Source organism: Kribbella sp. NPDC006257 (assembly GCF_040613535.1).
Lineage (GTDB): Bacteria > Actinomycetota > Actinomycetes > Propionibacteriales > Kribbellaceae > Kribbella.
Window position 1 is genome coordinate 1 of sequence record NZ_JBEXSJ010000014.1, and the last position, 23,895, is coordinate 23,895.

The 23,895-nt window shown below is 67.1% G+C and carries 20 protein-coding genes and 1 pseudogene; 12 read left to right on the top strand and 9 right to left on the bottom strand.

Annotation, left to right across the window (positions count from 1 at the left end; genetic code table 11):
- The 4 genes and pseudogenes from ABZ004_RS18500 to ABZ004_RS18515 all read left to right on the top strand — a co-directional run.
- A pseudogene (locus tag ABZ004_RS18500) lies at nt 1-1,055 on the top strand (hypothetical protein); the annotation flags it as partial.
- Entirely contained in the window at nt 1,052-2,323 is a 1,272-nt protein-coding gene (locus ABZ004_RS18505) for a hypothetical protein (protein WP_355681093.1), read from the top strand. The pseudogene ABZ004_RS18500 and the gene ABZ004_RS18505, both read left to right, overlap by 4 nt.
- A complete protein-coding gene (locus ABZ004_RS18510) occupies nt 2,320-2,967 on the top strand; it encodes a helix-turn-helix transcriptional regulator (RefSeq protein WP_355681094.1) in 648 nt (215 codons plus the stop codon). Before ABZ004_RS18505 ends, ABZ004_RS18510 begins: the two co-directional genes overlap by 4 nt.
- A complete protein-coding gene (locus ABZ004_RS18515) occupies nt 2,967-4,616 on the top strand; it encodes a right-handed parallel beta-helix repeat-containing protein (protein WP_355681095.1) in 1,650 nt (549 codons plus the stop codon). Before ABZ004_RS18510 ends, ABZ004_RS18515 begins: the two co-directional genes overlap by 1 nt.
- A 353-nt stretch (nt 4,617-4,969) precedes the next feature.
- Here the strand turns inward: ABZ004_RS18515 and treZ are convergent, their stop codons facing one another.
- The 4 genes from treZ to ABZ004_RS18535 all read right to left on the bottom strand — a co-directional run bounded on the left by treZ (nt 4,970) and on the right by ABZ004_RS18535 (nt 13,337).
- Nucleotides 4,970-6,676, bottom strand: a complete 1,707-nt coding sequence (gene treZ / locus ABZ004_RS18520; RefSeq protein ID WP_355681096.1) for a malto-oligosyltrehalose trehalohydrolase — start codon at nt 6,674-6,676, stop codon at nt 4,970-4,972.
- A gap of 1 nt (nt 6,677) precedes the next feature.
- Nucleotides 6,678-9,128, bottom strand: a complete 2,451-nt coding sequence (gene treY / locus ABZ004_RS18525) for a malto-oligosyltrehalose synthase (protein ID WP_355681097.1) — start codon at nt 9,126-9,128, stop codon at nt 6,678-6,680.
- Entirely contained in the window at nt 9,125-11,242 is a 2,118-nt protein-coding gene (gene glgX / locus ABZ004_RS18530; RefSeq protein ID WP_355681098.1) for a glycogen debranching protein GlgX, read from the bottom strand. Before glgX ends, treY begins: the two co-directional genes overlap by 4 nt.
- Before the next feature lie 79 nt (nt 11,243-11,321).
- Complete coding sequence (locus tag ABZ004_RS18535; protein WP_355681099.1) at nt 11,322-13,337, bottom strand: DUF1906 domain-containing protein; 2,016 nt, start codon at nt 13,335-13,337, stop codon at nt 11,322-11,324.
- 217 nt (nt 13,338-13,554) lie between these two features.
- Here ABZ004_RS18535 and ABZ004_RS18540 point away from each other — a divergent pair, with 217 nt between their 5' ends.
- Nucleotides 13,555-14,343 carry a serine protease gene (locus ABZ004_RS18540; protein ID WP_355681100.1) on the top strand — a complete coding sequence of 263 codons (789 nt, stop codon included), beginning with the start codon at nt 13,555-13,557 and terminating at the stop codon, nt 14,341-14,343.
- Between the two features lie 141 nt (nt 14,344-14,484).
- Here ABZ004_RS18540 and ABZ004_RS18545 read toward each other — a convergent pair whose 3' ends face one another.
- Both ABZ004_RS18545 and ABZ004_RS18550 read right to left on the bottom strand, forming a co-directional pair.
- Complete coding sequence (locus ABZ004_RS18545; protein WP_355681252.1) at nt 14,485-15,684, bottom strand: hypothetical protein; 1,200 nt, start codon at nt 15,682-15,684, stop codon at nt 14,485-14,487.
- Nucleotides 15,668-16,711 (bottom strand): glycosyltransferase, encoded by a 1,044-nt coding sequence (locus tag ABZ004_RS18550; protein WP_355681101.1) that lies wholly within the window; start codon nt 16,709-16,711, stop codon nt 15,668-15,670. Before ABZ004_RS18550 ends, ABZ004_RS18545 begins: the two co-directional genes overlap by 17 nt.
- 72 nt (nt 16,712-16,783) lie before the next feature.
- Between ABZ004_RS18550 and ABZ004_RS18555 the strand changes: the two genes are divergently transcribed.
- The 3 genes from ABZ004_RS18555 to aceB are packed head-to-tail and all read left to right on the top strand — an operon-like array spanning nt 16,784 to nt 19,828.
- Nucleotides 16,784-17,341 (top strand): TetR/AcrR family transcriptional regulator, encoded by a 558-nt coding sequence (locus ABZ004_RS18555; RefSeq protein WP_355681102.1) that lies wholly within the window; start codon nt 16,784-16,786, stop codon nt 17,339-17,341.
- Nucleotides 17,338-18,195, top strand: coding sequence for an LLM class F420-dependent oxidoreductase (locus ABZ004_RS18560; RefSeq protein WP_355681103.1), 858 nt, complete (start codon nt 17,338-17,340; stop codon nt 18,193-18,195). Before ABZ004_RS18555 ends, ABZ004_RS18560 begins: the two co-directional genes overlap by 4 nt.
- Before the next feature lie 52 nt (nt 18,196-18,247).
- Nucleotides 18,248-19,828, top strand: coding sequence for a malate synthase A (gene aceB / locus ABZ004_RS18565; protein WP_355681104.1), 1,581 nt, complete (start codon nt 18,248-18,250; stop codon nt 19,826-19,828).
- 25 nt (nt 19,829-19,853) lie between these two features.
- Here the strand turns inward: aceB and ABZ004_RS18570 are convergent, their stop codons facing one another.
- Entirely contained in the window at nt 19,854-20,234 is a 381-nt protein-coding gene (locus tag ABZ004_RS18570) for a cupin domain-containing protein (RefSeq protein ID WP_355681105.1), read from the bottom strand.
- Between the two features lie 69 nt (nt 20,235-20,303).
- Here ABZ004_RS18570 and ABZ004_RS18575 point away from each other — a divergent pair, with 69 nt between their 5' ends.
- Nucleotides 20,304-20,645: a YciI family protein gene (locus tag ABZ004_RS18575; protein ID WP_355681106.1), complete on the top strand. Its 342-nt coding sequence runs from the start codon at nt 20,304-20,306 to the stop codon at nt 20,643-20,645.
- Here ABZ004_RS18575 and ABZ004_RS18580 read toward each other — a convergent pair.
- Together ABZ004_RS18580 and ABZ004_RS18585 are read right to left on the bottom strand one after the other, a co-directional pair.
- Complete coding sequence (locus tag ABZ004_RS18580) at nt 20,634-20,930, bottom strand: antibiotic biosynthesis monooxygenase (RefSeq protein WP_355681107.1); 297 nt, start codon at nt 20,928-20,930, stop codon at nt 20,634-20,636. The two genes, ABZ004_RS18575 and ABZ004_RS18580, sit on opposite strands and share 12 nt — an antisense overlap.
- Before the next feature lie 53 nt (nt 20,931-20,983).
- The gene (locus ABZ004_RS18585) at nt 20,984-21,337 is read right to left on the bottom strand and encodes a GNAT family N-acetyltransferase (protein WP_355681108.1); all 354 of its coding nucleotides are present in this window, start codon (nt 21,335-21,337) and stop codon (nt 20,984-20,986) included.
- Between the two features lie 213 nt (nt 21,338-21,550).
- Here ABZ004_RS18585 and ABZ004_RS18590 point away from each other — a divergent pair, with 213 nt between their 5' ends.
- Genes ABZ004_RS18590 through ABZ004_RS18600 form a run of 3 tightly spaced genes read left to right on the top strand, consistent with a single transcriptional unit; the run spans nt 21,551 to nt 23,884 of the window.
- A complete protein-coding gene (locus tag ABZ004_RS18590) occupies nt 21,551-22,141 on the top strand; it encodes a hypothetical protein (RefSeq protein WP_355681109.1) in 591 nt (196 codons plus the stop codon).
- A gap of 44 nt (nt 22,142-22,185) precedes the next feature.
- Entirely contained in the window at nt 22,186-23,115 is a 930-nt protein-coding gene (locus ABZ004_RS18595; protein WP_355681110.1) for a diiron oxygenase, read from the top strand.
- Between the two features lie 22 nt (nt 23,116-23,137).
- Nucleotides 23,138-23,884 (top strand): hypothetical protein, encoded by a 747-nt coding sequence (locus ABZ004_RS18600; RefSeq protein WP_355681111.1) that lies wholly within the window; start codon nt 23,138-23,140, stop codon nt 23,882-23,884.
- Nucleotides 23,885-23,895: the final 11 nt, after the last annotated feature.

A 23,895-nucleotide genomic window follows, 5' to 3' on the forward strand; every position in this document is an offset into this window, starting at 1 on the left:
CCCCAACCGCGGCCACCCGGTCCGATCTGCCGGCGCGGGTTGCCGGGTTCGCCGGGCGGTCCGCGGAGCTGGCGGCGATCGCGTCTGCGCGGGTTGCCGATGGCGTGGGCGTGGTGACGATCGACGGGATGCCGGGGGTGGGGAAGACGGCGGTTGCGCTGGAGGCGGCGTACGGGCTCGGCTGTCCGGACGGCAGCTTCTACCTGGATCTCGGCACGCACTCCGACCAGCCGCTCGACGCCTTCGATGCCCTCGGCAACCTGATCCGCGCGGTCTCCGGCACCGAGATCTCGTTGCCTGCAGCAATGGATCAGCGGGCCGCGCTGTGGCGCTGGCTAGGCGCCCGGATCCTGCTCGTACTCGACGACGTCGCCGACGCGTTCCAGGTCCGCCAGCTGCTCCCGAACACCGCAGGCTCGATGGTGATCGTGACGAGTCGCCGCCGCCTGACCGGCCTGGACCGGACCGGCTCGGTGAGCCTCGACGTCCTGCCCGCCTCGGACGCCGCCCGCCTGACCGAGCCCGCAGCTCTGGTCGGCGTCGCCGAGGCCGAGCACGTACTGCGCTGGTGCGCCGGCCACCCGGCCGCTCTCCGCCACCTGTCCGACCGGATGCGCGACCGGCAACCCTGGACAGTCACCCGGCTCGCTGCCCGCTTGGACGACCGGACCAGCCGATGCCAGGAGTTCGCGGAGGTGCACGCGCTCTTCGACCCGACGTACGACGCCCTCTCCGAGCCGATCCGCCGGTGCTACCGGTTGCTGAGCATGACGCCGTCCTTCGACGTACGGCGTACTGCCCGGCTGCTCGACACCACCCAGCAGGAGGTGGAGATCCTGCTGGACGAGCTGCTGGACCTCCACCTGATCGCCGAGACCGGGCCCGGCCGCTACGCCCTGCACCCGCTGGTCCGCGATCACGCCCACACGCTCCTGCTCGCCACCGAGTCCGAGGACGAGCTGACAGCCGCAGCCACCCGCGTACGTCGGGCCGGTCGCGGCGAGCTGGAACTCGTGTCGCCGGAGGAACTCCACGGTCCGAGGGTTGTCGCATGAGGCCGCCTGCCGCGGCCGCTCCCGCACCGGGCCAGCAGACTGCCTACAGCCCGGCGGTCACCACCGTTCCCCAGTCAACTTCAGTCGGTACGCCGATCGCCGCTGTCCTGACCCGTCCACCCGCGCCTCGTCCGCTCCATGCGGCTGCTCCCCAACCTCCGATCGCTCTCCCTGTCCCGTTGCACCTGGCAGAGCAGCCACCAGCTCCGGCTCCGGTCCTGGACACAGTGGAGCGCCAGGAGAGGTCGATCAGAGTCGGACAGATCCTCAGCTGGCAGCTCGCATTGGTGATGGTGGGTGCCGCTACTGCCGGATCACGAGTCGTCCTGATCCTGACTGCAGTCGCAGCACTGTCGCTAGTCCTGCTGACCGCAGTGCGGTTCCGCGGGATGTGGCTCTACCGCTGGGCCGGAGTACTGCTGGCCTTCCTCACCCGCCACCGCCGCATCGACCTCCCTGCTGACACTGCGATCAACCTGGTCAGCCTGTTCTGCGGCCGCACCTCGACCAGCTCTCTGGTCGTCCGCGAGCAGCCGTACGGCGTACTGAGTCGCCCGGCCGGGGCCAGTGTGGCTCTCCGGGTCGGCGCCGACGCGCAGTACGAGCTGTTGCAGCGGATGGGATCGCTGGCCGACTCTGCCGACGAGCAGCCGGTCGACGTCACCGTGCAACTCGTTCTGCACAAGGGCACCAAGCAGAGCCAGCCGGCTCGCGCCTGGATCGCTGTCTGTGCGACCCGCTCGGCAGAGATCGCGACCGACGAGCAGGTCGGCCAGGTGCTCGCCAACACCGTCCGGCGGATGGTCCGGCGATTCGACCGGGAACAGCTCGAGTGCATGCCACTCGACGAATCAGACCTGCTCGCGTCAATCGGCGCGCTGGCCCACGCCAACGCGGGTCGCGGTCAGCTCCGCGAGCGCTGGACCAGCTGGGCTGCCGGCCCTGTCCTGCAGGTCGGCATCCGGCTCACCGGCTTCGCGCGGCTGTCCCAGCCCGTCGCCAAGGCCCTGATCAGCACCTTGCTCGGCACCGGCACCGGGGCCGCGCAGACCATCGCCATCACGGTCGCGGCACCCACCGACGACACCGAGCCCACTCTCTACGACGCCGTACTCCGGGTCGCCGCTTCGCACCCGGCCACGCTCGACACGGCGATCACCGTCCTGACCACGCTGGCCCGTTCCTGCGGGATCGAGCCGGAACGCCTCGACGGCCGGCACGCCACCGGCGTCGCCGCCACGCTACCTCTGGGGGTCCCTCTCTCATGACTGTCACGATGATCAATCGCCCGACGACCTTCCACCAGGTTCCTGCCCACGACGGGGTCGCTGCCCTGCTGGCCGGTGCCCGCGACGAGGTGATTGCCATGAGCAACCTCACCCCGAGCGGCCTGGCCTTCGGCCCGCGCGATGTCCGGCCGGGCCTGCGCTACCGGGCCATCTACCCCGACACCGCCCGGACCGCGCCGACGCTCTGCCGGCACCTGGGCGCGATGTCGATGGCCGGGGTGGGCGTCCGGACGATGCCGCTGGTGCCGATGAACGCGCTGATCATCGACGGCTCGGTGGTAGTGCTGCCCACCGACTCGACCAACAGCAGCGTCGCCGTACTCCGGCTGAGCAGCGTCGTCATCACCGCCTCCGAGCTGTTCGAGCGGGTCTGGCCCGACGCCGTGCCGCTGAGCGACAGCGACGTACCGCTCGACACCGACCTGTCCGGCCGGGAGCGCGAGATGCTGCGCCTGCTCTCGCTCGGCGCGACCGACGAGTCGGCCGCCGCGCAGCTGGGGATCTCGGTGCGGACCGTACGCCGGATGGTCGCCCAGCTGATGAACCGGCTCGGTGCTCGCAGCCGTTTCCAGGCCGGGGTGAAGGCCGCCGACCGTGGCTGGCTGCTGGACCGGGCCAGCTGATGCCGGCCGCGACGCGGGTACTGACCGTTGCCGCCGACCGTCCAGGCGCCTATCCGACCATCGGGGCCGCGTTGCTCGAAGCACCCGACGGAGCGGCCATCGCGATCGCCGCCGGGACGTACCCCGAAACGCTCGAACTCAGTGGTCGCTCGATCACCTTGCAGGCCGAGGCCGGGGCGACCGTCGTACTGGATGGGGCCGGGGCGGACTGGCCGACACTGCGGGCGGTCGACGGCGAGTTGACCGTACGCGGGCTCGACGTACGGGCCGGTGACAATCTCGCGATCTCCGTCGAGCGCACGGTGCTGACGGTCGAGCAGTGTGCCGTCCGCGGCCGGACGCGGCCGGCGATCAGCGTGCACGCGGCCGGCGTCTTCACCGTGGACCGGTGCACGATCGAGGGCGCCGAGACCGGGATCGTGGTCGAGGGCGCCAGCGGGCGGATCCTCGACACCGACGTCAGCGGGATCTCCGGCGACGGGATAGTCGTTGCCCTGGGCTCCGATCCGGTGATTCGCGGCTGCACGATCACGGCCTGCGGTGGTCGCGGCGTCTACGTCTACCAGTACAGCCGGCCGGAGCTCACCGACACCGAGATCGGGCACACGGGGGCCGAGGGGGTCGGCGTCGCGCACGGCAGTACGCCGGTCATCCGGCGGGTGACGGTGCACGACACCCGCGGACCGGCGATCACCTTCGCGCCGGGGTGCGGGGGCACCGTCGAGGGGTGCCGCACCGACAACACCGGGCAACCCGCGCTGGCTATCGCCGACGGCGCGACCGTCGAAGTGATCGAGCAGGCGTCCGCACGGCCGGCCGATACGGGTGGTCCGCTGGAGGAGCTGTTCGCCGATCTCGACGAGATGGTCGGTCTGCCCGAGGTGAAGGCTGAGGTGCGGGCGATGGTCGACGAGATCCAGGTGAACGAGTGGCGCCGCTCCGCCGGTCTGTCGGTCGGTGCGGTGAGCCATCATCTGATCTTCGCGGGCGCGCCCGGGACCGGGAAGACGACCGTGGCCCGGCTCTACGGGAAGCTGCTCAAAGCGCTCGGCGTGCTCCCGAAGGGTGACTTCACCGAGGTGTCCCGCCGGGATCTGGTCGGTCAGTACATCGGGCACACCGCGGAGAAGACCGCGCAGGTCTTCGAGAAGTCACTCGGTGGCGTGCTCTTCATCGACGAGGCCTACACGCTGTCCCGCTCGGCCGGGTCCGGCGGCGATTTCGGGCAGGAGGCGATCGACGCGCTGGTGAAGCTGATGGAGGACCACCGCGACGAGATCGCCATCATCGTGGCCGGCTACACCGACGAGATGAACGACTTCCTGGCCGCCAACCCCGGTCTGGGGTCGCGGTTCTCCAAGACCATCGAGTTCGAGAACTACAGCGCCGAGGAGCTGCTGCTGATCACCGACCGGATGGTGGCGGGTGGCGACTACCTGCTGGACCCGGCCGCGGGCCCACCGCTCACGGCGTACTACGACCGGATCGCCCACGGCCCGAACTTCGGCAACGCGCGCGAGGCCCGCCGGCTGGTAGAAGGCATGCGCAAAGCGCAGTCCCAGCGCCTCCGGGCGCTCGGCCGCATGCCCACCACCGACGAACTCCGCCAGCTACTCCCGACGGACGTCCTCACCGCCGCAGCTAGCTAGCTGGAGACCTTCGGCTGGTGCTCCCGGGATGCGGGGCGGCGGTCTGTGGGTGGGTGGTCCGTACTGCGTGGGGCTGGGCAGACCGGGCCCCGGCGGATGGGTCCGCCGCCCAGTCTCCTGCTCTTCCACTGCTTCTCTTCGTAGTCGTAGTAAGTGTCGACGCCTCCGACTGCCATTGATGTCCTCCCGTCAACCCCCGCGACCTGCGATGCCTCGTCCACAGTCCGTCACCGACCCTAGGAAATACAAGCGATTCTTCAAGTACCCACGACAACCGGACTCTTCGGCCGGAAAAGAGCCAGTTTGTCCAGACTTTTCAACCCACAAAGAACTTGCGGCTCGGGACGCTTACTTCACACTGCGAAGATGACAACGCTGTGTCCTGAGAGGCGAACACCCTCAGCAACCACCTCGGCCGTACCGAATGCCATCACCTCGTACGCCGGTACGCCGTCCAGCGGGATCTCCGCGCTCTCCGTCTCGAGATTCACCACCACCCGCAGGGACCCGCGGCTCACCACCAGCCAGGACTCGGTCGCGACCACCCCGACCGAGTCGAGCCGATCATTCCGCAGATCGTCGTTCCGCGCCCGCAACGCCAGGAGATCGCGATACCACCGCAGCAACTCGGCATGCGGCTCCTCGTCGACCTCGGTCCAGTCCAGCACCGAACTCCGCCACGTCTCCGGATCCTGCGGGTCCGGAATCTCCGCAGCGTCCCACCCGTACGCCGCGAACTCCCGCCGCCGCCCGGTCCGTACGGCGTCCGCCAGCTCGGGCTCGGTGTGATCGGTGAAGTACCGCCAGGGGGTCGAGGCGCCCCACTCCTCCCCCATGAACAGCATCGGCGTGTACGGCGAGGTGATCACCAGCGCAGCCCCGATCGCCAGCTGCCCCGGCGTCAGCGCGGGCCGGTCGCCCAGCGCCCGGTTCCCCACCTGATCGTGGTTGGAGGTGTACGCGAGGAACTCCCAGCCGCGGTGTCGCGCAGGATCCACCGGCCGCCCCCAGTCCTTGCCGCGGAACGTCGAGTACGACCCGTCGTGCAAGAACACCTGGGTGAGCGTCTTGGCAAAGACCCCCGGCTCGGCGAAGTCCGCGTAGTACCCGGCGACCTCACCGGTCAGCAGAGTGTGCAGCGCGTGGTGGAAGTCGTCACTCCACTGCGCAGTCATCCCGAGCCCACCCTCAGCCACCGGTTCGACCATCCGCGGGTCGTTCAGGTCCGACTCCGCCACCAGCCCCAGCGGCCGGCCCAGCTCCTCTGCCAACGCGGCCACCTCGTCCGAGAGCTGAGCAAGCAAATGCACCGGGCTGTCGTCAACCAGCGCGTGGACAGCGTCCAGCCGCAAAGCGTCGATGTGGAACTCGCGGAACCAGCGCAATGCGTTGTCGCAGATCCACCGGCGTACCTCGTGACTGCCCTCGTCATCCAGGTTGACCGCCGGCCCCCACGGCGTCGTGTGCCGCGAGGTGAAGTACGGCCCGAACGAGTCCAGGTAGTTCCCACTCGGCCCGAGATGGTTGTAGACCACGTCCAGACACACAGCGAGCCCGACCGCGTGACACTGATCGACGAAGCGCTGCAGCGCCTCAGGCCCGCCATACGGCTCGTGTACGGCGTACAGGTCCACCCCGTCGTAACCCCAGCCGTGCCGCCCGGGAAACGCAGCGACCGGCAACAGCGACACCACCTCGACACCGAGCGCCACTAGGTAGTCCAGGTGCTCAGCAGCTGCCTCTAGCGTCCCCTCAGGCGTGAAAGTCCCCAGGTGAAGCTCGTAGAAGACAGCCCCTCGCACGTCTCGCCCGGCCCAGTCACCATCGCTCCAGGCGAAGCGAGAGGAGTCGAAGACCCTGCTGAAGCCGTGGACGCCGTCCGGTTGCCACGGACTCCGCGGATCGGGCATCGGGTCGCTGCCGTCGACAGAGAACGCGTAGTCCGTCCCCTCCGCCTCGACCGACCACCAGCCGCCGTCACCACGCAGCATCGGCACCGAAGCACCGCCTGACAGCACCAGCGACACGGTCGAAGCATCAGGCGCCCAGACAGTAAACAAGTCAGCTCCTCGCCAGTAACGCCACCGGAAGCTCGGCCAGCAGCTCATGGATGCGAGCCGCTCCACTACCCACCGGACGTCCAGTCAACACGTCCTGCCAGTTCCCATCAGGCAGTACGACGGTGCTGTCTCCCCAGCCACCCAGTCGATGCAGAGCAACAGGCAGCCGAGTAGCGATCGTCACGGCGGCATCCCCACGAGCAAACGCGACAGCGTGCCCACTAGAGGTCGGCAGCGGCTTGTAGCTACCAGCGAACGCCTCTGCCTCCTGCCGTCGCAGCCGCAACGCACGTGAAGTCACCAGCAGCTTCTCGTCGGCCAGCCCTTCCGGATGAGCTCCACCGTCGAGCCGGGCCAGCCGAGCGATGCGCGACGAGTAGTCCACCGGTCGGCGGTTGTCGGGGTCGACCAGCGACAGGTCCACGAATTCGCTGCCCTGGTAGACATCTGGGACACCGGGCATCGTGAGCTGCACCAGCTTCTGCCCGAGCGTGGCTGCTCTCACGTATTCGGCCTGCCCGTCAGCGAACCGGCGTACGGACTCCAGGAGTGCCTCGTCAGCCAGGACTCCAGTGGCGAAGGCAGCGACGGACTGCTCGTACTCCGCGGCCGGCGACGTCCAGCTCGTGTGCCGCTTCGCCTCGCGGATCGCCTTCTGCAGATACGCCTGCAACCGGTCCTCGGCCAGCGGCCCGTTGTCCCAGGTGCCGAACAAGGTCTGCCACAGCAGGTACTCCGTGCTGCCGTCGAGCGCCGAGTCGCGATAGTCGGACGCCATTGACCGCCACGAACGCACCGCCTCGGCCCAGGCCGCAGGCTGCTCAGAGAGCACACCCAGCCGAGCCCGTACGTCCTCGGACCGTTTGGTGTCGTGCGTGGAGAGCGTCGTCATGGTCCGCGGCCAATGCTGGTTCAACCGGCTCGCAAACGCATGGAACTCCTCCGGCGAGACCCCGAAGTGCGCGGGATCCCCGCCGACCTCGTTCAGCGACGAGAGCCGGAACCACCGGTAGAACGCGGTGTCCTCGATCCCCTTCGCCATCACCGGTCCGCAGGTCTGCTGGAACCGCACGATCAGCTCGTGCCTGGCGTCCTCGTCGATCCGGCTCGCAGTACCGGCTTCCCTGCCCAACAAGAGATCCCGGACCAGCTCCAGCGTCTCCTGCTGCTCGTCGTCAAGATTGCGCCGAGCCAGCTCGACCGCATGCTCCATAGCCTGTACTGCGGTATGCGGCGCCGGCTCCCCCGGTACGACGTAGGCCCGGTACCGGTCGAAGTTCACCAGGAGCTCCACCACGACCTCGTGGAAGGCCCGTCGAGTGTGGTCGCGCAACCGCACGTCGTCCTGACAGATGCGCGCCAGCAACTCCACCAGGCGATGCACCTCGGCGTACTGCCCGTGCTGCACCACCTCTCGCTTCGCCTGCTCCACTACCGGCGCGAAGTCGGCCGGCTCACCCGTGAGCTCCGAGTGGAAGGCAGCAAGGGGCGCTGCACCCGCTGGGTCGACAAAGAGTCCGCCGACTCGCAGCAAGGCGTCGTACCCAGTAGTGCCGGCACACGGCCAGTCGGGCGGTAGCACCTCGTCACCTTCGAGGATCTTCTCCACTACGACCCACGCACCACCCGTGCGCTCGGCCAGGCGACGTAGGTAGCCGCGGGGATCAGCAAGGCCGTCCGGGTGATCGATGCGGAAACCGTTGAGCTTCCCCTCGTGCAGTAGCTCGAACAGAAGCTTGTGGGTGGCCTCGAAGACCTCCCTGTTCTCCACGCGCACTGCTGCGAGGGTGTCGACGTCGAAGAAGCGCCGGTAGTTCAGCTCCTCGTCAGCGACCCGCCAGTGCGCCAGGCGATACCACTGCTCGGTGACAAGCTCGGCGATCGGCAGATTCTCGGTGCCGGGCCGCAGCGGGTACTCGTGCTCGTAGTACCGCAGTACGTCGCCGTCCACGGACAGCTCCCCGTCGCCCAGCACCTTGCCGATGCGCTGTCCGAGCACCGCCATCAGCAACGGCTGGTTGCCAGCACCCCAGTCGACGTCGAACCACTCCGCATAAGGAGACCCCGGACCGTCTCGCAGTACGGACCACAACGCCTTGTTCAACCGCGCCGGCGTCGGCACCGCCACATGATTCGGTACTACGTCCGCGATCGCCCCCATCCGGTGGTCGGCCAGCGTCGCGGCCAACCGGTCGAAGGCCGGCCTGCCACCGGCCGGCTCCGACAACCTGGAGTGGTCGACCACGTCGTACCCGTGGGTGGAGCCGGGCGCGGCCTGCAGGATCGGGGACAGGTACGCGTGCGAGATCCCGAGGCTGTGCAGGTAGCCGACGATCTCGGCGGCGTCGTCGAACCCGAACCCGGCATGCACCTGCAACCGGTACGTCGCCTGTGGATGACCGGCTGCAGGCCGGTCCGGTCCGGAGGGCAGGGCTGGTGGGGGCACCGTCATGCAGTGCCCTGTCGCGGCCGGGTCAAAACAAGGGTGCCGTGCGCCTCGATCCGGACGGTGCTCCCCGCGGCGTGCTCCTCCTCGTTCGCCCGGCCGGTCGGGCGGATGGTGTCCACCACGACCGTCCAGTTCTCGCCGAACTCCTTGGGCGGCAGCAGGAAGTCCTGTGCCTCGTAGTTGCTGTTGAGCAGGATCAGGAACGAATCGTCCACCACTGGCTCGCCGCGCGGGTCCGGCTCGGAGATGGCGTCGCCGTTGAGGAACACGGCGATGGACCGGGCGTCGTCCCGGCTCCAGTCGCTGTCCTGCATCTCCTGACCGGCCGGAGTGAACCAGACCAGGTCGCCCAGCCCGTCGACTCCTTGGTCGCCGTGGAAGAACCGGCGACGGCGCAGTACGGGATGGTTGTTGCGGAGCTTGACCAGGTTGCCGGTGAACTCCAGCAGGTCCTTCTGCTCCTCGGTGAGATCCCAGTTCACCCAGGCGAGCTCGTTGTCCTGGCAATACACGTTGTTGTTGCCCGACTGGGTCCGGCCCAGCTCGTCGCCGTGCGCAAGCATCGGCACGCCTTGCGAGATCAGCAGCGTTGTCAGGAAATTGCGCTGCTGCTTGGCGCGCAACTGCAGCACCTCGGGATCGTCGGTCTCGCCCTCGACACCGCAGTTCCAGGAGCGGTTATGGCTCTCGCCGTCGTTGCCGCCCTCGCCGTTCGCGTCGTTGTGCTTCTCGTTGTACGAGACCAGGTCGCGCAGGGTGAACCCGTCGTGGGCGGTGATGAAGTTGATGCTCGCGAGCGGCCGGCGGCCGTCGTCGCGGTACAGGTCCGACGAGCCGGTCAGCCGGGAGCCGAACTCGGCCAGCGTGTACTTCTCGCCTCGCCAGAAGTCGCGCACCGTGTCGCGGTACTTGCCGTTCCACTCGGTCCACAGCGACGGGAAGTTCCCCACCTGGTAGCCACCGTCACCGACGTCCCAGGGCTCCGCGATCAGCTTCACCTGGCTGACCACCGGATCCTGCTGGACCAGGTCGAAGAACGCCGACAGCCGGTCCACCTCGTGGAACTGACGGGCCAGCGTGGACGCGAGGTCGAACCGGAACCCGTCCACGTGCATCTCGGTCACCCAGTACCGCAGTGAGTCCATGATCAGCTGCAGGACGTGCGGGTGCCGCATCAGCAGGCTGTTCCCGGTGCCGGTGGTGTCGTAGTAGTGCGACTTGTCCTCATCGACCAGCCGGTAGTACGCCGCGTTGTCGATGCCCTTGAACGACAGCGTCGGACCGAACTCGTTCCCCTCGGCGGTGTGGTTGTAGACCACGTCGAGGATCACCTCGATGTCCGCCTCGTGCAGCGCCTGCACCATCGTCTTGAACTCGGTCACCTGCTGACCGCGGGTGCCGTTGGACGAGTAGGCGTTGTGCGGGGCGAAGAAACCGATCGTGTTGTAGCCCCAGTAGTTCGACAGCCCGCGCTCCTGCAGGTGGCCGTCCTGGGCGAACTGGTGCACCGGCATCAGCTCGACCGCGGTCACCCCGAGGTCTTTGAGGTGATCGATGATCGCCGGGTGCGCCATCGCGGCGTACGTGCCGCGGATCTCCTCCGGCAGGCCCGGGTGGGTCTTGGTCAGGCCCTTCACGTGGGCCTCGTAGATCACCGTCTGGTGGTAGTCGTGGCCCGGCGGCCGGTCGTTGCCCCAGTCGAAGAACGGGTTGGTGACCACCGACAGCATCGTGTGCTCGCGGTTGTCCATCGTGTTCAGCTCGTCCGGCTTGGCGAACCGGTAGCTGAACAGCGACTCGTCGGCGTCGACCTGGCCGTCGATGGCCTTCGCGTACGGGTCGAGCAGCAGTTTGGTCGGGTTGCAGCGGTGCCCCTCGGCGGGGTTGTACGGCCCGTGCACCCGGAACCCATACCGCTGGCCGGGCTGGACCGACGGCAGATAGGCGTGCCAGACGAAGCCGTCCACCTCGGTCAGCTGGACCAGCTGCTCGGTTCCGTCATCAGCGATCAGCGCCAAGTCAACTTGTTCGGCAACCTCCGAGAACAGCGCGAAGTTCGTTCCGGAGCCGTCGTACGTGGCTCCGAGGGGATAGGGACGACCAGGCCATTTCTGCACCCGACGACAGTAGCCATCCCCACCCCCCGACGAAGAACCGCGGCTGGATTTCGTGCCGAATGTTCACTCCGGGCCGGACTTACTTCACGGTGACAACCTTCGTCGCGCTGACCGTGGTGGCGTGGTCGGCGTCGGCTAGCCAGACGACGCGGTAGTTGTAGGTGCCGCGAGCGGTTGGCTTGATGCCGAAGGCGTAGTTGCCTGTCGTGTTCAGCTTGGTGGTGGCGACGCTCGGCCAGGTGGTGCCGCTCTGGCGCTGCAGGTAGACCGTGGTGCCGGGGTGCTGCGGACGCATGTACCCGTAGAACGAGGTGCTGGCGCCGAGGTTGATGGTGGCCGCGGTGAGGTTCGCCGTGATCAGCGGGCGAACCTCGACGGTGAGGCTGCCGCTGCGCGAGCCCAGCAACGTGGACGAGCCGTTGTAGCCCCAGACATAGACGGTGGAGACCGTCGGCTTCACTACGGCACTGACCGAGCCGGTAGCGCTCGATGTGGTCGTGGTCACCGCGGTGAAGGTGGTGCCGTTCTTCGGTCGCGCGTAGAGAGTCATCGGTACGCCGACAACCGACGCCTTGGTGTCCACGTTCGTCACTCGGCTGTAGAGAGTGGCGGAGGTGTTCCAGACGATCGACGCCGAGTCGGCCGCGATCGTGGACCCGGTGCCGGTGAGGCGCAGATCGACTCCAGGGCCGAACTTGCCGGTGCTGTCCTTCACCCAGGCGCGGAACGCGTGGCTGGTGGCGTTGGCAAGCCCGGTGGCCGTAGTGGAAGCCGCTGTCCCCGCGTAGACCGCAGTACCGGCGCCAGGAAGACCAGGCGGGTTGGTGCCCGCGTTACGCCGTACGACGACCTGCCCGATGCTCGTGTTGGCCGGGACCGTCCAGCGGAGCGCTGCGGAACCGGACGCGCCGGTGCCGGTGAAGGCGGTCAGCGGTGCGGGCGGTGCAGTGACGTCGACTGCGTTGCTGTCGACGTTGATCTTCACGCCGCCGTAGGTCTCGTCATGCCCGCCGACGTATTGGTGAACCCGCTGATGATTGGTCCAGTACGTTGCCGGGATGTACTTGTTGTCCGACGTATCGGTCACCGGCGGGGTGCTGTAGCGGGCGAACCAGAGGTTGTCCGGCCGCGTGTACGCCGTGTTGTTGTAGGCACTCGCGAGGTCGACCCCACCCGAGGCCGCGCCGACATACGCACCGGCCACGTAGCCACGGCTGTTGAGCTCAGTGGTCCAGCCGCTCAGGTACGACAACACGGAAGCCTTGCAGGCCGCGGTGGAGGTGTAGGCCTCGATGTCGCTGTAGATCGCGCTGCGCTGCCCGAAGCCGAGCGCCGTCGCGCTGGTGATGGCGTTCGCCGCGGCCGTGCGTCCCTGGCTACGGGCGGTGGCCGGGTCCGTCGACATCCTGCTCTTGTAGGTGGTGCAGGGTGCCTGCATGCCGAGGTCGACCAGCAGGAACTGCCAGTTGTTGGCGGCGTTGGCGACGACCCAGTCCGGGGTGAGGTTCGGCTGCGCGCAGGCGCGGAGGCCGCCGCTGATGTAGATGCCGACCGCCTTGTAGGGGGAGGCGGTCCACGCGTTCATCGCGGTCGTGCTGGGCGCCGAACAGGCGTCGAACGCGGGTCCCGTGAGGTTTCCGGTCGCCACTATCGAGGCAGTGACGGCCTTGGGCGTCATCGCCGTACGGAACGACTTGGAGGTCACCCGGGCCGTGCCGAGGAGCTTGCGGGCGGACTGCTCGCCGCCAGGCGCGTAGTACGCGGTCGCCAGTACGCCGGCGTCCTGCGCGGCCACCTGGATCTCACCGTCGGTGGTGTGCGCCGCCTTGGTGAGCGGCTCCAGCACGATGCCTTCGCTGCGACCAGCCAGGTGCGCCGGGCAGTCGGCCTGCGCAGTACTGGTGCCTAGGTAGACCGCCGGGCGGTCGTACCGGACGCAGGCGGTCGGGTCCTTGGCCAGGTCGACAACGGGCCAGCTGGCCGGCACCGTCACCTGGTATCCGCGGTACGAAACCGTCTGGTCGCTGACTCCTTGGGCAGGGGTCACCCCGGTCGCCAGCACCACAACGGGCAGGACGAATTTCCACAACCTCACAACAAAGCTCCTCACAGCGGCTAAGCGGGCCGACGGCGAGTATTACAGAGAAGTTGTTCAAGGCACCTGAGTATTGCTACTTATGGCAATGGAGCGATCCCGTCGAGCAATCGCCGCAGGCCCCACACGTACTGCCCGGTCGAGATCGCGCTCGGCGTGACAGTGCTCCGGCGCGACGTACCGCGATCGGTCGATCACGTGCAGTAGGTTCGAGCCCATGTTGACTCGGGCCGCGGTGATCGCGGGTGTACTGGTCCTTGCTTCGGCGGGGGCGGCGGTTGCGACGACGAACCGGGAGGACCGGCCGATGATCATCGGCGGCACCCTGGCGAGCACCACCGAGGCGCCGTGGGCGATCTCGCTGGCCAATACCGCCGGCTCGGATCCGACCGGCCGCTGGTGCGGAGCCGCGCTGGTCCGGCCGGACAAGATCATCACGGCCGCGCACTGCATGATCAAACCCGCCGCCACCTACACCGCAGTACAAGGTCGAGCGGATCTGAACGATCTCGGCACCGGCCGGACCTCGAGGATCAAGAGCATCTGGGTCCACCCCGGGTACAACCACACCGACAACCACCACGACTTCGCGATCCTCACGCTGTCCCGGCCGATGACCGGCGTACCGGTGCTCCGGCTGGAGACCAGCAGCAAGGCGGATCGCAAGGGCGTCGTCCCGACGGTCTACGGCTGGGGCGACACCCACGGCACCGGGCCTGACGACATCCTGCAGAAGATCGCCGTCCCCGACCTCGGCGACGCGGCCTGCCTGGCGAACAGGGAGTACGTCGGCAACGGGTACACCGCCGCCGCCAACGTCTGCGCGGGCTACCTCGACGGCACCGGCGACGCCTGCCAGGGCGACTCCGGCGGCCCCCTCGTCCTCAACGGCCGCCTGCTCGCCACCGTCTCCTGGGGCAAAGGCTGCGCCGAACCCAACTACCCCGGCGTCTACGCCGAAATAGCCCCCGACGCCAAAACCCTCCAGGCCGAGATCAACAAGTAGCCGGTCCCGCCTGAGCACAGGTTCATTCGGGTAAACATTCCAGAACGCCGATGCCTACCTCTACCGCGAAGGCAAATCGAGAACCTGCCAGTCGCGGGCTGGCTTGTCGAGGTCGAAGTGGATGTCGCCTATCCGAAGTAGCTACTTGAGCAGAGCGGCGAGGTTGCTGGGCGCGTAGTAGGCGGTGCTGTCGGGACAAACAGGTGCTGTAGGCAACAGCTCGGCGAGCGCGGCCGGGGAATCGGCCAGTACTGCATCGCCGCGCTCGATGACCCGCAGCAGGTATTCGTGTCCCGGCAGCTGCGCTACGACGGTGCGGCAGCCGAGGACCATGCCTTCGAAGAGGGCGGTGGTCGCGACGCCGACCTGATACCCCGCCGAGGCGAGCAACCCCAGCGTCGACTCACTCGGCCCGGCCGAGATCCGCACCCCCGGCCGCGCCGAGTAGTCCGACGCATGCTCACTCGGGTGCAGCCGGAACACGACCTCGTACTCCGGGCGCGCGGCCGCCAACGACGCCGCGAACTCGAACAGCGACGGCCCGATCGTCCCCTGGGAAAGGAAAACCACCCGCTGCGACTCCTTGGCCGCCATCTCCGCATCCGACAACGGCTGAATGAAAGGTGCACCCGCAACCGCTGTCGTCACCCCAGCCGGAAGCTCTGCGACATCGGTCCAGTACGACCCGAAGCACCAGAGCTCGTCCGGCTGATCCGCGACCACCGGCCGGCCTGGATAGCTGTAGCCCAGGTGGAACGGCGAGATCGCGCCGTGCTGCAGCTCCACCACGCGGATCCCCAGATCACGAGCCGCGCCGACGATGTGCTGGTGGAAATACGCCACCACGACGTACACCGTCTTGATCCCGCGTCGCTTGAGCAGCGTCCGGTAGAGCGCGCGCAGCCGAAGATGCTTCGGCACCTCGCGAGCAACCAACGCGGCGATCGGCACCTTCACTCCGGTCAACGCCTCCAGCGCATCCGCGACCTTCCGGCTGCGGCCGTCGACCAACCGGCTGCGCACCGCCCCAGCCGCCGACGTGAAGAAGTCGAGATTCGTACTACGCGGCAGCGGCGTCCCGTTGATGCCCGAGTCGAGCACGAGTGCCGATGAGCCCAGCTCGGCCCGCAGCGCATCGGTGTAGATCTCGACCCCGCCGGGTTTGCGCGGATGCGGAACCACCAGTGAGTCGAACGGTCCCTTGGCGAAGAAAGGGTTGCGGGTGCCGACGCCGGTCACGTGCTGGCCGATCAACCGAAGCTGGTCAGCCCGCGTACGGCGTACCGGATGGGGTTCGCCGTGGATGCCGGTGCGTTTGCTCAGCTCATGGAAGACGCGCATCCGGATGATCGGCCACGGGTGCGCCTTCTGGATCCGCCAGTTCAGCAGATCCAGCTCCCGCTCCACCTGCCAGATCGCCTGACACAGCGTCGCCACCGTCTGCTCGGTGCCGTTCCCGGTACTCGTCATGGTTGATCCCTACTATGCCCGCGAGGCTGCCGATGCCCGAGAAGAACCGGCGGACGGCCTTCAGCAGGTAGGTCTTCCGGAAGGTGACCAGACCGCCGAGGCCGTACACGAAGGCCGAGGCGATCCGCGCCAGAGCATAGGCCAGGACCTTCAGGTAGCTGGCGGCGCCGGGCCGGATGAGCAACCGGCTGATCGTGTCGCCGCTGCCGGACCGGAACGCGCGACGGAACAACCAGCGCAACGTCGTACGGGAAGCCGGCACGTCTTCCTGGATCCGGGCCTCTTCGCACCAGACGATCCGGTAGCCGGCCTGGTTGACGCGCAGGAAGAAGTGCAGGTCGCTTGAACCGGTGTAGCGGAAGGCGGGATGGAAGGCCGGTTTCACATCGTGGTAGACGCGCTGGGCGACCAGGGTGTTGTTCGTGTAGGCCTTGTTGAGCAAGTCCCCGGTCGCATGCTTGCCGACCGAGGAGTGGACGTCGCTGTAGTGGTTCCACGCGGGCGCGTCGGCCGGCAGGATGCCCTGCACGGGCCCGGTCACCACATCGGCGCGGGTCTTCTCCCAGGCACCGAGCAGCGTTGCGAGCCAGCCGGGCGGGGCGACCTCGTCGTCGTCCACGAAGATCAGCGCGTCGTCGTTCCAGGCCAGCTGGACCGACTTCTCGCGAGCGAACGGAATACCCGGCTCGGGCTCGATCGCAGTCTCGATCGGATACCGGCCTTCGGCCTCGGCGATCACCTCGGCCGCCGACCCTTCGGCGTCGTTGTCGACCACGACGATCCGTACGGCGAAGTCGCTGTCGGACGGCAGTTCCTGCGCCTGCAGGCTGGCCAGCAGGTCCCTCAACAGGTCAGGTCGCCGAAAGGTGATGACGGCGATCGCGACGCTGATGCTCATGCCGACCGAGCCTAGCCGGGTTGCCCCCGCGGAAGCCATTCGGCTGTACCTATGGGTGGGTACAGTGGCTGGGTGGAGACGGTGGAGCGGTTGATCCGGAGTACGCAGGAACTGCTCTGGGAGCGCGGGTACGTCGGGACGTCGCCGAAGGCGATCCAGATCGCGGCCGACGCCGGGCAGGGCAGCATGTACCACCATTTCAGCGGCAAGGCCGAGCTCGCCAAGGCAGCGATCGAGCGGTCCGGTGCTGAGTTGCGCGCGGCTGCTGAGGAGCAGTTCACCGAGGGCACCGCGGCGTCGCGCATCACTGCTTATCTGCGCCGCGATCGGGAGGTATTGAAGGGCTGCCGGATGGGCCGGCTCACCTCCGATCCCGACGTGATGGCAGATCCGGTACTCCGGGCGCCGGTCGACGAGACGTTCGCCTGGATCCGGTCGCGGCTGGCCGAGATCATTGCCGAGGGCAAGAAGTCTGGTGAGTATCCGAAGAGCCTGGATGCTGCGAAGACGGCGGCCACCATCGCCGCAGTACTGCAGGGCGGGTATGTTCTGGCCCGCGCGGCGAACTCTGCGGAACCGTTCGACCTCGCGATCGAGGGCCTCATCGATCTGCTGGGAGCCGTTTCATGAAGATTGGCGCCATCTTCCCGCAACTCGAGATCGGCGCGGATCCGCTGGTCGTGCGGCAGTGGGCCGAGACCGTCGAGGCGGCCGGTTACAACCACATCCTCGCCTACGATCACGTGCTCGGCGCGAGTCCCGAGCATCGGCCGGGCTGGACCGGATACACCGACAAGTCCTTGTTCCATGAGGTTTTCGTCCTCTTCGGCTACCTTGCCGCGATCACTTCTTCGGTCGAACTGGTCACCGGCGTGCTGATCCTGCCGCAGCGCCAGACCGCGCTGGTCGCGAAGCAGGCCGCCGAGGTCGACGTGCTCAGCGGCGGCCGGCTGCGTCTCGGGGTCGGCATCGGCTGGAACGAGGTCGAGTACCAAGCGCAGGGCGTTCCGTTCTCGCAGCGCGGAGCGCGGCTGACCGAGCAGGTGGATCTGTTGCGGAAGCTCTGGGCCGAGCCGGTGATCTCGTACGACGGTGAGTTCCACCGGGTCGAGGAAGCAGGGCTCAACCCGATGCCGCGGCCGGACATCCCGATCTGGTTCGGCGGTGGCGCCGAGGCCGTCCTTCGTCGTACGGGCGAGATCGGCGACGGCTGGCTGCCGCAACTCGATCCGGGTGACGAGGCGCGGGAGAAGCTGGATCGAGTCCGCTCGTACGCCGTGGCGGCCGGTCGCGACCCGGCGTCGATCGGGTTCGAGGCGAGGCTGTCGCTCGGGCGGGTCCCGGAGAGCGAATGGGCGGCGTACGCCGAAGGCTGGCGGGAACTCGGCGCGACCCATCTCGGGATCAACACGATGGGCATGGGCCTGGCCACGCCGGAGGATCACGCCGCGGTACTGCGGGACGTCCTCCCCACCCTCGGATAGCGTGGGCCCGACTAGCGGGCATCCCCTCGGAGCGGCCGGGGAGCGGCGGCGGATGGAGGATCACGTGGCGATCGAGATTGCCGGACCGATGCTGGACCGGTACGACGAGATCTTGACCGGGCAGGCGCTGGAACTGATCGAGCTGCTGCACCGGGAGTTCGACGGGCGGCGGCTGGAGCTGCTCGGGAAGCGCCGCGAACGGGTCGCCGCGATCGCCGCCGGGGGAACGCTCGGTTTCCTCCCCGGGACCGCTGCGGTCCGGGAGGACTCGTCGTGGCGGGTGGCCGACCCGGCGCCCGGGCTGGTGAACCGGCGGGTGGAGATCACCGGCCCGACCGACCGGAAGATGACGGTCAACGCACTGAACGCCGGCGCCAAGGTCTGGCTCGCCGACCAGGAGGACGCGAACACGCCGCTGTGGGAGAACGTGATCGGCGGCCAGCTCAACCTGCTCGACGCGGTGACCCGGCGCATTGATTTCAGTTCCGAGGCCGGCAAGCGGTACGAGCTGCGGCCCGACGACGAGCTCGCGACGATCGTGGTCCGCCCGCGCGGCTGGCATCTGCCGGAGAAGCACCTGCTGGTCGACGGCCAGCGGACCTCGGGGTCGCTCGTCGACTTCGCGCTCTACCTCGTCGCCTGTGGACAACTCCAGCTCGATCGTGGCCAGGGACCGTACTTCTATCTGCCGAAGATGGAGTCGCACCTCGAGGCCCGGCTCTGGAACGACGTGTTCCTCAAGGCCCAGGAGTTCCTCGGGATGCCGCCCGGCACGATCCGGGCGACCGTGCTGATCGAGACCTATCCGGCGGCGTTCGAGATGGAAGAGATCCTGTACGAACTGCGCGAGCACTCGGCCGGCCTGAACGCGGGTCGCTGGGACTTCATGTTCAGCGTGATCAAGACATACCGGACCCGAGGTACGCAGTACCAGCTGCCCGACCGGAACTCGGTGACGATGACGGTGCCGTTCATGCGCGCCTACACCGAGTTGCTCGTCCGCACCTGCCACAAGCGCGGTGCGCACGCGATCGGCGGGATGGCCGCGTTCATCCCGAGCAAGGACCCGGCGGTGAACGAGCAGGCCTTCGCGAAGGTCGCGGCCGACAAACGCAGCGAAGCCGGTGACGGTTTCGACGGCTCCTGGGTCGCCCACCCCGGCATGGTCGACACCTGTCGCGTCGTCTTCGATGAGGTCCTCGGCTCCAAGCCGAACCAGCTCGACAAGCTCCGCGAGGACGTGCACGTCACCGCCGACCAGCTCCTGGATGTGGGGGCGACGCCCGGTGAGGTGACCGAGGCGGGCCTGCGGAGCAACGTGAGCGTGGCGATCCAGTACCTGGCCGCGTGGCTCGAAGGCACCGGCGCGGTCGGCATCTTCAACCTGATGGAGGACGCCGCGACCGCGGAGATCTCGCGCTCCCAGATCTGGCAGTGGCGGCACAACAAGGTCGTCCTCGACACCGGCGCCACCGTCACCACCGAGCTGGTGAACCAGATCGCCGACGAGGAGATCACGAAACTCGGCGACCCGGATCGCTACGCGGCCGCACGAAAGACGTTCCTGGATGTCGCCACCGCGGAGGAGTACGTCGACTTCCTGACCCTCCCGGCATACGAGACCTTTCCCTAGGACTCGCCTGGCGGCTCTCCGCAGCTCATCCTCGACCGTTGGTGAAGTTCTCGACGTTGACGGTGGGGATGCCGCCACCGGCCCGGGCGATGACGGCGATCGACGGTTCGTTCCCCGGGTTGCTCTCCCGGTGGATGGTGAACGCCGGGACATGGATGAAGTCCCCGGCGACGGCATCGAGATAGCCGGCTCCTCCGTCGAACTCGAGCCGGAGGATGCCCGATACGACGTACAGGCTGGTCTCGTTGCGATCGTGGTGATGCCAGCCGGAGATCGCGCCGGGCAGCGTCTCCACCCTTCCCGCCCACAGGATCGGTAGCTCGAACGCCTTCTTCCGCAGCATGCCGCTGGTCGGATCGGAGGCGATCAGCTCGACTTCCCGGATTACTCGCACAGGCTCGGTCATACGATCCATTCTGCTCCTGCCGACCTGTCGGTGCTGGTCAGTTGGTGGGGGAATGGCTACGGTCGGTGCATGCGGTACATGCTCCTGCACAAGACGAACGACAAGCTCGAGGCGGGCTTGCCGCCGGACGCCGACGTGCTTGCGCGGGCGGACGCCGTACTGGAGGAGATGCGCCAGGCGGGAGTGCTGTTGCTCGCCGAGGGCCTGATGCCGAGCTCGCGCGGCGCCCGGATCGCCTTCGCCGACAGTTCGCCGCGCGTCGTCGACGGACCGTTCACCGAGACCAAGGAGCTCGTCGCCGGGGTCTCGATCATCCGCGTCGACTGCAAGGACGAGGCCGTGCGGTGGGCCCTCCGCTTCGCCGACGGCGACCCCGGCACCGACATCGACATCCTCGAACTAGCCGACTGACTCCTCGGTGGTGCCCTCTTCGGCACTGATGACTTCGTCGATGGCGGCGAAGAAGCGGGCGATACCGGGCAGGTTGGCGCCCTTCGCGCGACTGGCCGCGTAGTCCTCGGCCGACGCCCAGTCCACGACGTCCAGCCACTCGCCACCCGGCAACTGAATCAACCGTGCTCCCCGGAACCCTTCGCGATCAGCCGCGAAGTCCGCCACCATCTCCGCCCGCGCCGCCAGCAGCTCAGCCGTCTTCTCCTCCGCCACCTTGAACCGCGTCAACTCCACCGTACTCATCATCACTCCATATAGTCAGCGCTATTGATAGTCACTGATTTTGACTATATCACTCAGCGCTGGCGCGACATATGAAGGAGGGGATAGGGCTTGCCCATGCCGTCCAGCTCTGAACGGCCGATGATCCGGAAGCCCTGGTGCAGGTAGAAGCCGACGGCCTGCGGGTTCTGTTCGTTCACGTCCAGGGTGGTGGCGCCGAACGCGCTGATCGCATGCTCGAGCAGCAACTTCCCGCCACCCTGCCCACGAACCGGCGGATCGAGAAACAACATCTCGACCTTCCCCGCCTCCACCCCCACGAACCCGACCAGCCGATCGTCATCATCACGCAACCCAGCCAGGTGCTCGATCTCCCCGAACCCACCCAGCACCAGCGGCCGGAAGATCTCGATATCAGCCTCACTCACAAACCCATGAGTAGCCCGAACCGACGCCTCCCACACCTCCAGCGCCCGCCCAAACTCCCCCACCCCAACCCCCGAAACCCTCACCCCACCAGCCCACCACGCCACCCCCACCCCCGCCACCGGTCTCACTTCGCGAGGAGCACGAACAGGCCTACGCCGGTAGAATTAGACAGGTCAGGGGGTGACGTTTCCTAGGCAGTTCGGAGGGGACCGGTGCAAGAAGACGGACTCGACGTGGCACAGGCACCCAGAAGCGGATTCGCAAGGATCCTCTTGACAAGATTCTTCGGCGTCGCCGCTCCGATCGAAACCCAGTCGATAGAAAATGCGCTATGGACGACGCGGCAGAGTCCGATGTCCGATCAGGAGACAGGTCTCCTGATCGAGCAGTACAAGCTCTATGTCGAGATGGCCGACCGCATCAGTACGCGCCGCGGTATCGCGAACGGCTTCTTCCTGACCTTGAACACGCTGATCTTCACCGCTGCCGGATTCTTCTGGCAGAAGCCGGCCGACGCTCGGGCTGGTTTAGTTCTGTTCCCCTGGCTCGTGCTCACCGGCCAATGCCTGGCCTGGTTCCTGATCATCCGATCGTACCGGCAACTGAACACTGCCAAATATGTCGTGATCGGCGCACTCGAGGAACGTCTGCCGGCCAGTCCGTACTGGCGGGCGGAATGGGCGGCTCTCGGGGTCGGCAGGGACCAGGCCCGTTACTGGCCGCTGAGCACCATCGAGCAGTGGATCCCCATGTTCTTCGCCGCATCGTACGTGATCGGATTCATTGCGCTTATCGCTGCCTGACCGACATTCGCGTCGGTAGCTGCCGACAGGAAATGAGCAATACCATGGATATTTTCGCCGACTGGGACAAACAGGCGACGGTCAGATCAGGTCTGCGCAGGGTGCTGCGCGATGAGTCGGACATGGGTAAGCGGCTATTCCCCGTCGAGCTCGTTCAATACCTCGACCATCCATTGCTGGCACACGCCGTTGGAAGTCACAGTGGCACCACCCATCGCATCCTCACGCAGCAGCTTTATCAGTACCTCTTGTTCACTATCCACTTCGAGGTCAAGATCGTGAACCGCGTGACGCAACTGATCGCCACCGAGTCGATGCCGCACAGCATCTCTCCCGAAACCAGACTGGCGGCCTTCAAGATCTACACCGACGAGGGGTACCACGCACTCTTCAGTCTCGACCTCGTCACCCAGATCGAGGCGGCCACCGAGATTCCTGCCCTGCCCTACACGTTCGACCCTTTCCTGGCAGCCGTCGACCGCACGATCGAGCTCGCGATGCCTGGCAACATCCCACTCGGCCGCATCCTGCAGGTGGTGGTGTTCGAGACAGCCGTGACCTCGATGCTGGAGAACATCCCGCGCGACCGAGGAGTCGCCACGCTCGTCCGTGAGACTGTCGCCGACCACGCTCGCGACGAGAAGTTTCACCATGCATTCTTCGCGCGCTTCTTCCTCGATCTCTGGGCGAGCCTCCCGACCGACATGAAGGCGGAGGTGGCATTCGCCATGCCTCGGCTGATTGTCACCAGCCTGTCGCCGTACCTCCAGCCGTACGCTAATATCCTCTCTGATCTCGGTCTGAGCACGGAAGATGTTCAGACAGTTCTCCGAGATACCTACGACCGTCGACAGGTACTTGCTACTGTCCGCCACAGCGCGCGGCACTCTGTTCGACTCTGCGAAAAGGCTGGTGTCCTCGAGGTCCCTGGAGCTGCGGAGGCCTTCAGGAATGCCGGCTTGTTAACGTCTTGATTCACTGCGACGGAGGCAGTTCATGGAGATCAACACGGTGCCATCTCTGGGCGAGCCGGTCGGGAGTGTGTGGAGAGATCTGCAAGCCCGGCATATCGCTTCATCCGGCACCTTCAACTATGCCCTGCCGCTGTCGAGCACCCCGCGGCCAATCTACTCCTGGGCGATCAAGAACCACGCGCGGTTCGCCGGCTGGGATTCATCCCGGTTCGTCCTGATGGACGAACAGGTCGACGGGACACCGCCTGCGGTCGATTACATCCCTGCCGTCGACAGCGCCAGCTACGAGTCATTCGCAAGGACGCACCTATTGTCGCCGTTGGACGCAGCCACCGGCGCCGAGACGCTCGTGCTCAAGCCCGACCTCCAGAAATTCTCGAGCTTCGACGCCCCGATCAACATGCTGGTTCTGGCACTGGGCGTCCAGGGGAACTACGCCAATGTCATGCCTGGGACGCCCCTCGACGTCGGCTGGCACCTGGCTCGGCTCATCGAAGAATTCCGGCAGGTCCACACCGAATCCTCGAGTGAATCGTATGCAGGCGCTCGTTTCCGTGAATACGGCATGTCACTCGGCCCATGGCAGGTACGCACGGCCGATCAAGTCATCGTCATTGTCTCCGGCGCCCGCAAGCGCGACCTGTACGCCGAATTGATGTCGCACAAGTCCCCTGATCCGGACTTTCCGCTGTCGATCATCTTCCACCCCGAGGTCCGCGATCGGGTTTCGGTCTTCGTCACCGAAGACGTCGTCGCCGAAGCCGGCTGAGCCTGTAGACC

Excerpts from the sequence above, each read along its gene's own strand:
- ABZ004_RS18505 (WP_355681093.1), top strand. The coding sequence starts at position 1,052 with ATGAGGCCGCCTGCCGCGGCCGCTCCCGCACCGGGCCAGCAGACTGCC.
- ABZ004_RS18510 (WP_355681094.1), top strand. The coding sequence starts at position 2,320 with ATGACTGTCACGATGATCAATCGCCCGACGACCTTCCACCAGGTTCCT.
- ABZ004_RS18515 (WP_355681095.1), top strand. The coding sequence starts at position 2,967 with ATGCCGGCCGCGACGCGGGTACTGACCGTTGCCGCCGACCGTCCAGGC.
- treY (WP_355681097.1), bottom strand. The coding sequence starts at position 9,128 with ATGACGGTGCCCCCACCAGCCCTGCCCTCCGGACCGGACCGGCCTGCA.
- ABZ004_RS18540 (WP_355681100.1), top strand. The coding sequence starts at position 13,555 with ATGTTGACTCGGGCCGCGGTGATCGCGGGTGTACTGGTCCTTGCTTCG.
- ABZ004_RS18545 (WP_355681252.1), bottom strand. The coding sequence starts at position 15,684 with ATGCGCGTCTTCCATGAGCTGAGCAAACGCACCGGCATCCACGGCGAA.
- ABZ004_RS18550 (WP_355681101.1), bottom strand. The coding sequence starts at position 16,711 with ATGAGCATCAGCGTCGCGATCGCCGTCATCACCTTTCGGCGACCTGAC.
- ABZ004_RS18560 (WP_355681103.1), top strand. The coding sequence starts at position 17,338 with ATGAAGATTGGCGCCATCTTCCCGCAACTCGAGATCGGCGCGGATCCG.
- aceB (WP_355681104.1), top strand. The coding sequence starts at position 18,248 with ATGGAGGATCACGTGGCGATCGAGATTGCCGGACCGATGCTGGACCGG.
- ABZ004_RS18570 (WP_355681105.1), bottom strand. The coding sequence starts at position 20,234 with ATGACCGAGCCTGTGCGAGTAATCCGGGAAGTCGAGCTGATCGCCTCC.
- ABZ004_RS18575 (WP_355681106.1), top strand. The coding sequence starts at position 20,304 with ATGCGGTACATGCTCCTGCACAAGACGAACGACAAGCTCGAGGCGGGC.
- ABZ004_RS18580 (WP_355681107.1), bottom strand. The coding sequence starts at position 20,930 with ATGAGTACGGTGGAGTTGACGCGGTTCAAGGTGGCGGAGGAGAAGACG.
- ABZ004_RS18595 (WP_355681110.1), top strand. The coding sequence starts at position 22,186 with ATGGATATTTTCGCCGACTGGGACAAACAGGCGACGGTCAGATCAGGT.
- ABZ004_RS18600 (WP_355681111.1), top strand. The coding sequence starts at position 23,138 with ATGGAGATCAACACGGTGCCATCTCTGGGCGAGCCGGTCGGGAGTGTG.